This is a genomic window from Micromonospora deserti (assembly GCF_003236335.1).
Classification (GTDB): domain Bacteria; phylum Actinomycetota; class Actinomycetes; order Mycobacteriales; family Micromonosporaceae; genus Micromonospora; species Micromonospora deserti.
Genome location: NZ_POUB01000294.1, coordinates 1 through 7,099, shown reverse-complemented (window position 1 = coordinate 7,099; position 7,099 = coordinate 1). Strand labels below are relative to the sequence as shown.

4 protein-coding genes are annotated in these 7,099 nt (G+C 75.6%); 2 read left to right on the top strand and 2 right to left on the bottom strand.

Annotation, left to right across the window (positions count from 1 at the left end; translation table 11 throughout):
• A partial coding sequence (locus tag C1I99_RS27285) for a winged helix-turn-helix domain-containing protein (RefSeq protein ID WP_438941455.1) occupies window positions 1–2,871 on the top strand: 2,871 nt, incomplete at its 5' end.
• 82 nt (window positions 2,872–2,953) lie between these two features.
• Here the strand turns inward: C1I99_RS27285 and C1I99_RS27280 are convergent.
• Together C1I99_RS27280 and C1I99_RS27275 are read right to left on the bottom strand one after the other, a co-directional pair.
• Window positions 2,954–3,502: a DsbA family protein gene (locus tag C1I99_RS27280; RefSeq protein ID WP_111137080.1), complete on the bottom strand. Its 549-nt coding sequence runs from the start codon at window positions 3,500–3,502 to the stop codon at window positions 2,954–2,956.
• Window positions 3,503–3,780: 278 nt separating this feature from the next.
• Window positions 3,781–4,467, bottom strand: coding sequence for a BON domain-containing protein (locus tag C1I99_RS27275; RefSeq protein ID WP_111137079.1), 687 nt, complete (start codon window positions 4,465–4,467; stop codon window positions 3,781–3,783).
• Between the two features lie 320 nt (window positions 4,468–4,787).
• Here C1I99_RS27275 and C1I99_RS27270 point away from each other — a divergent pair.
• Window positions 4,788–7,099 (top strand): beta propeller repeat protein (locus C1I99_RS27270; RefSeq protein ID WP_111137078.1); only part of this gene is annotated, 2,312 nt, incomplete at its 3' end.

Sequence of the window (7,099 nt, the reverse complement as noted above, 5' to 3'; positions counted from 1 at the left end):
GAGTGGAAGCGTCCGTGGGGGTGGGACCGGATGCCGGAGGACCAGATCGTTGCCGCAGCCGGGCCGGCCGTGCGGGAGCCGGCCGGTCCGCCCCTGCTGGCGTCCCGGCTCAGCGCGCCCGCACCGCCGGAGCCGCTTGTCCTCCGGCCCCGCCTGCTCGCCGCGCTCGACGAGGGGACCGGCGGACCGGTCACCCTGGTCTCCGCGCCGGCGGGGTGGGGCAAGACCACCCTGCTGGCGTCCTGGTTCCGGGCCGCGGCCGAGGCCGGGCGGGACCCGGTGGGCGGCGGCGCGGCGACCGCCGCGGCCGAGGGTCCCCGGGTCACCGCCGCGGCGACCGCCCCGCCCGGTGACTTCGGGGCGGCCGGGGAGACCGGGGCCGTGAGGCCGGAGCGCCCGCGGTTGGCCTGGGTGTCGGTGGAGGCCGGCGACGACGGGGACCGACTCTGGTCCTACCTGGCGGCGGCGCTGCGCGCGGCCACCGACCCGACCGACGGCCCGCCGGTGCCCGACCGGTCGCCCCGGCCCGACCAGCTGGAGGTGCTGGCCGCCGGGCTCGCCGCCCGGGAACGGCCGGTGCTGCTGGTCCTGGACGACCTGCACCGGATCACCGACCCGGCCGCGCTGACCGGCCTGGAGTTCCTGCTACGGCACGCCGAGCAGCGGCTGCGCCTGGTGGTCGGCGCGCGCGCCGGGCTGCCGCTGGCCGTGCACCGGCTGCGGCTGGCCGGGGAGCTGACCGAGGTCGGCCCGGATCAGCTGGCCTTCTCCGGCGACGAGGTGGCCGACCTGCTGGCCGCGCACGGCGTGATCCTGCCGGCGGCGGGGGTGCGCCGGCTGCGGGAGCGCACCGGCGGCTGGCCCGCGGCGGTGCGGATCGCCGCACTGGCGCTGCGCGGGCAGCCCGACCCGGCCCGCTGGGTGGAGCAGTTCGACGGCGACCATCCGGACGTCGCGGGCTACCTGCGCGAGGAGGTGCTCGCCGGGCTGGACCCGGACACCCGGGAGGTGCTGCGCCGCTCCGCCGTCGCCAACGCGGTCTGCGCCGGGCTCGCCGACGCGCTGACCGGCCGCGCCGACGCTGGGCAGGCGCTGGCCGGGCTGGCCGGCGACGATGGCCTGCTGCGCCGGGACGACAGCCGGCCACCCTGGTACCGCTGCCACCCGCTGCTGGCCGACCTGCTGCACGCCGAATTGGGCCGGCTACCCGCCGACGAGCTGCGGGAGCTGCACCTGCGGGCGGCCGGCTGGTACGCCGACAACGGCCGGCCGGTCGACGCGCTGCGGCACGCGCTGGCCGGCGGGGACTGGGACCGGGCCACCGCGTTGTTCGTCGCCCGCTGGCCGGAGCTGGCCCCGTACGACCGGGACGCCCCGGCGGAGCCGGCGCCCGCACCCCCGCCGCCGGAGGCGGTGCGGCGCGACCCGGAGCTCGGCCTCGCCTGCGCCGCCGAACGGGCCCACGCCGGCGACGGCGGCGCCGCCGCCGAGTACCTGCGGGCCGCCGCCGACACCGCCCGGTCCCTGCCGGCGCCGCGCCGGGACCGTTTCCTGCGGCTGCTCACCGCGCTGGAGCTCACCCTGGCCCGGTTGGCCGGCGATCCCGAGGCGGTACGCGCCGCCGCCGGCCGGCTGCTCGCCACCCGGCCGGCCGCGCCGGCGCCCGCCGAGCCCCGGGGCGCCGCCATCGAGGACGCCGACGTGCGGGCTGTCGCCGGCACGGCGCTCGGCCTGCTCGACCTGGCCGACGGCGACCTGCGGGCCGCCGGGGTCGCCTTCGCCGGTGCGTTGGCCGCGGCGCGCGAGGCGGGACGGTCGCGTACCGAACTGGTCTGCGCCAGCCGGGCGGCGCTGCTGCACGCGGTGCGCGGCGGGCTGCGGACGGCCGAGGACCTGGCCCGGGCCGCGCTGGCCCTGCCGCACTGCCAGGGCTGGTCCTGCCGGGTGGACTGCGGGCACGCCTACCTGGCGCTGGCCGTGGTGGCGCTGCACCGGGACCAGCCCGAGGAGGCGGAGGCGAACCTCGGGCTCGCCGGGCCGGCGACCGGGGAGGCCGCCGTCGGGGCGGTGGCGGCGTGGTGCCGGGCGTACCTGCTGCGGGACGCCGGGGACCTGGCCGGCGGGCACCGGGTGCTGGCCGAGGCCCGAAAGCGGCTCGGCGACCGGCCCCGGGCCGGGGAGCTGACGTCCTGGCTGGTCGCCGTCGAGGCGGACCTGCGGGGCGCCCGGGGCGACCTGGACAGCGCCCGGGACCTGCTCACCGACCGGATCCGCGCCGCTTCGGGGTCGGTGGAGTCGCTGGCCGTGGCGCTGGCCCGGGTGGAGCTGCGCGCTGACGACCCGCGCGCGGCCGGGTACGCCCTGCCGGACTGGGAGGCGCCGGAGGCGACCGACTGGCCACTGCCGGTACGCCTCGACGCCGCCGTCCTCGACGCGGTGCTGGCCCGGCGCGCGGGCGACGACCGGCGGGCGGGGCGGCTGCTGGAGCGGGCCCTGGACCTGTCCGGGCCGGACGGGTTCCGCCGGGTGTTCACCCGCGCCGAGCCGGGGGTACGCGACCTGCTCGCCGCCCACCTCGACGCTGGCACCGCGCACTGGCCGACGGTCAGCGACCTGGTGCGGGGCGCCGACGAACCGGCCGAGCGGGGCCCGGCCGAACCGCCGGCGCCCACGCTGGACGAGCCGCTGACCGAGCGGGAGCTGACGATCCTGCGCTACCTGCAGAGCATCCTGTCCAACGTGGAGATCGCCAGTGAGCTGTCCCTGTCGGTCAACACCGTCAAGACCCACGTGCGCAACATCTACCGCAAGCTCGACGCCACCCGCCGGCGCGAGGCCGTCCGCCGCGCCCGGGAACTCCGCCTGATCTGACCGTGAGCCGCCGCCGGGACGCCCCACCGAGTCGATCAAGTGCTCCTGCCGGCGCAAAACTCTTGGTCAACACGGCTGGAGGTCAGGGGTTGGCGGCGGCGTCGACGGCCGCCAGCAAGTCGGCCAGGTCGTAGCCGGCGTCGTGGCGGACGCCGTTGACGAAGAGCGTCGGGGTGGCGTCGACCCCGCTGCGGATCCCGCCGACGAAGTCCCGGCGTACCCGGTCGCCGTGCGCCTGCCGGGCCACCTCCGCGCCGACCTCGTCGGCCGGCAGTCCCAGCTGCTCGACGCCGAGGGACAGGTGCACCGGGTCGAGCTGGTCCTGGTGCTCGTAGAGCCAGTCGTGCATCGCCCAGAACCGCCCGCGCCGCCCGGCCGCCTCGGCCGCCGCCGCGGCGTTCTCCGCGTACGGGTGCAGGTTGGCGATGGGGAAGTGCCGGTAGACCAGCCGGACCGTGTCGGCCCGTTGCCGGAGCAGTTCGGCCAGGTTGCGGTACGCGGCGCCGCAGAACCGGCACTGGAAGTCGGCGTACTCGACGATCGTGACCGGCGCGTCCACCGGCCCGCGGACGTGGTCGACCTCGGTCACCGGGGCCCGCAGCCGGGCGGTGACCTGGAGCGGCGTGGTCATCCGGCCGTCACCCGCCGATCGGTGCCGAGGCGACCCCGCCGGTGCGCGGTGGGCACCACCGCGCGGCGACGCGCACCCGGTCCGGTCCGCCGCCGCCGCGACAGGGCCGGCACGGTGGGCCCGGGTGTGCCACGCCCGGGTCGGATCAGCCCGTTCGGATCAGTCATGACTCCCAGACTCGTCCCGGCGCGGGTGAGGGCGGGTCACCCCGCCGGGGTGGTTCGCCGGCCCACCGGGCGCGCCGCCACCGCGCTCGGCCGACGTCCTCGCCCTGCCGGTCAGCGCAGCACCGGGGCGACCGCGATGCGGTTCTGCACCTCCCGGATGCCCGGCGCGGACCAGACGACCCGCTCCACCTCGGCCCGCTCCGGCATGGAATGGACCAGCCCGCTGAGCACCACGGTGTCGCCGTGCACCCGGACGGTGATCCGCTCCGCCTCGGTGGCCCGGTTGCGGGCCAGCGCCTCGACGATCCGGCCGGCCAGCACGTGCCCGTCCGGCCGGGTGGTGGGTCGCACGGTGATCCCGTTGCTGACCCCGCGTACGCCGGTCAGCCGGGTGACCGCGCGTTCGGCGGCCCGGCGCTGGTACTCCCACTCCACCTCGCCGTGCAGGGTGACCCAGCCGCGCGAGACGGTCACGTCGAGCTGCTCGATCGGGACGAACGCGTCCCACTCCAGCGCGTGCCCCACCGCGGCGGCGATGTCGGGGTCGGCCCGCTCGGCCCCGGTGCCCAGCTGCACCGTCAGGTCGTTCGCGACCGCCCGGACCCGGGCGACCCGGTGCGCCGCCCGCTCGGCGGCCCACTTCCTGGCGTAGCTGTCCACCCGGCCGGTCAGCGTGACCACGCCCTCGGAGACGGTGACGCCGATGTCGTGCGGTTGTACGTGCGGCTCCCAGGTCAGCTCGTCCAGGACGGCCGACTGGATGTCCTGGTCGCTGCGGGTGATCGTCGCGATGGACATGTTCACTCCTCCCCGGATGACTACGGTCGGCGCGGCGCTCCGCCTCGTCCGGCGCGGAGTTCCGCCCGGACCGATCCTGCCGCCGCCGCGGGTGAGGCCCCCTCACCCGCAATGGGCGACCGCCGGCCGGAGTCCGAGACTGGGAGCGCTTCCAGGACGGGGCGGGGATCGGTTAGGGTAAGCGCGTTCCTCGGGTGCGGGAGCCGTCGCGCCGATCGCCGGAGCCAGGGCAGCTCCGGCGCGATCCGCACGTCGCTCGTCCCGGGCGTGGGCGTACACCCGCCGTCCGCCCGGGCCTCATCCCCCGAGAGGAACCGCAGATGCGGAAGAGTTTCGTCGGCGCGGTCGTGTCCGCGCTGGCCGCCGCCGCGGCCGTGGTCGCGGTGCCGTTCACCGCCGCCGGAGCGCCGGCCACCGAGGCGTACGCCTGGAAGAACGTCCGGATCGACGGCGGTGGCTTCGTACCCGGCATCGTCTTCAACCCGACCGAGAAGAACCTGATCTACGCCCGTACCGACATCGGCGGGATGTACCGCTGGGAGCAGGCCAGCCAGTCGTGGACGCCGCTGCTGGACTGGGTCGGCGCCGACCGGTGGGGCTGGAACGGCGTGGTCAGCGTCGCCACCGACCCGGTGCAGACCAACCGGGTGTACGCGGCCGTCGGCATGTACACCAATGACTGGGACCCGAACAACGGCGCGATCCTGCGCTCGGCCGACAAGGGCGCCACCTGGCAGGCCACCGAGCTGCCGTTCAAGAACGGCGGCAACATGCCGGGCCGGGGCATGGGGGAGCGGCTCGCCGTCGACCCGAACCGGAACAGCATCCTGTACTACGGTGCCGAGGGCGGCAACGGCCTGTGGCGCAGCACCGACTTCGGGGCGACCTGGGCCCGGGTGACCAACTTCCCCAACGTCGGCAACTATCGGGCCGACCCCAGTGACCCGAACGGCTACAACGGCCAGAACCAGGGCCTGACCTGGGTCAGCTTCGACTCCAGCACCGGCACGCCCGGCACCGCGACGCGGACCATCTACGTGGGGGTGGCGGACAAGGAGAACCCGGTCTACCGGAGCACCGACGGCGGCGCCACCTGGGAGCGGATCGCCGGTCAGCCGACCGGCTACCTGGCGCACAAGGGCGTGGTCGACCCGGTCGGCGGCTTCCTGTACATCGCCACCAGCGATACCGGCGGGCCGTACGACGGCGGCAAGGGCGACGTCTGGAAGTTCAACCGGGCCACCGGCGCCTGGACCCGGATCAGCCCGGTCCCGTCCACCAGCGACGACGCGTACTTCGGCTACAGCGGACTCACCATCGACCGGCAGAAGCCGAACACGCTGATGGTGGCCAGCCAGATCTCCTGGTGGCCGGACGCGATCTTCTGGCGCAGCACCGACGGGGGCGCCACCTGGACCCGGATCTGGGAGTTCACCAGCTATCCGAACAAGTCCAGGCGCTACACCATGGACGTCAGCTCGGTGCCGTGGCTGACCTTCGGTGGCAACCCGGCGCCGCCGGAGGAGACCCCGAAGCTCGGTTGGATGAACGAGTCGGTCGAGATCGACCCGCACGACTCCAACCGGTTCCTGTACGGCACCGGCGCCACCATCTACGGCAGCACCGACCTGACCAGATGGGACACCGGCGGCCAGATCACCATCAAGCCGATGGTCAAGGGCCTGGAGGAGACAGCGGTGCTCGACCTGGTCAGCCCGCCCTCCGGGGCGCCGCTGGTCAGCGCGCTGGGCGACATCGGCGGCTTCCGGCACACCGATTTGGACGCCGTACCGTCGATGATGTTCACCCAGCCCGGCTTCACCAGCACCACCAGCCTGGACTACGCCGAGACGAAGCCGTCGGTCATGGTCCGCGCGGGCAACTTCGCCGACGCCGACCGGCCGAACGACAGTCACGTCGCGTTCTCCACCGACGGCGGGGCGAACTGGTTCCAGGGCACCGAGCCGTCCGGCGTCAACAGCGGCGGCACGGTCGCCGCGTCCGCCGACGGCAGCCGGTTCGTCTGGGCGCCCGGCGACGCCGGCCAGCCGGTGGTCCGCTCGGTCGGCTTCGGCAATTCGTGGACCGCGTCCACCGGCATTCCGGCCAACGCCGTCATCGAGTCCGACCGGGTCGACCCGAACCGGTTCTACGGCTTCAGCGGCGGCCGGCTCTACGTCAGCACCAACGGTGGGGCCAGCTTCGCCGCCTCGGCCGCCACCGGCCTGCCCAGCACCGGCACCGTCAAGTTCAAGGCGGTGCCCGGCCGGGAGGGCGAGCTCTGGCTGGCCGGCGAGGGCGGGTTGTGGCGCTCCACCGACTCCGGGGCCAGCTTCACCAAACTGCCCGGCGTGAGCACCGCGGGCAACGTCGGGTTCGGCAAGGCCGCGCCCGGCCGGACGTACCCGGCGCTGTTCCTCTTCGGCACCGTCGACGGCCAGCACGGCGTCTTCCGCTCCGACGACACCGGCGCCAGCTGGGTGCGGATCAACGACGACCGCCACCAGTACGGCAACGCGGGGGAGGCGCTCACCGGCGATCCCCGGGTGTACGGCCGGGTCTACCTCGGCACCAACGGCCGGGGCATCCTGGTGGCCGACCGGCTGGGCGGCACCCCGACCCCGACCCCGAC

Coding starts and splice junctions, on each gene's coding strand:
- C1I99_RS27280 (WP_111137080.1), bottom strand. CDS start 3,502: ATGACCACGCCGCTCCAGGTCACCGCCCGGCTGCGGGCCCCGGTGACC.
- C1I99_RS27275 (WP_111137079.1), bottom strand. CDS start 4,467: ATGTCCATCGCGACGATCACCCGCAGCGACCAGGACATCCAGTCGGCC.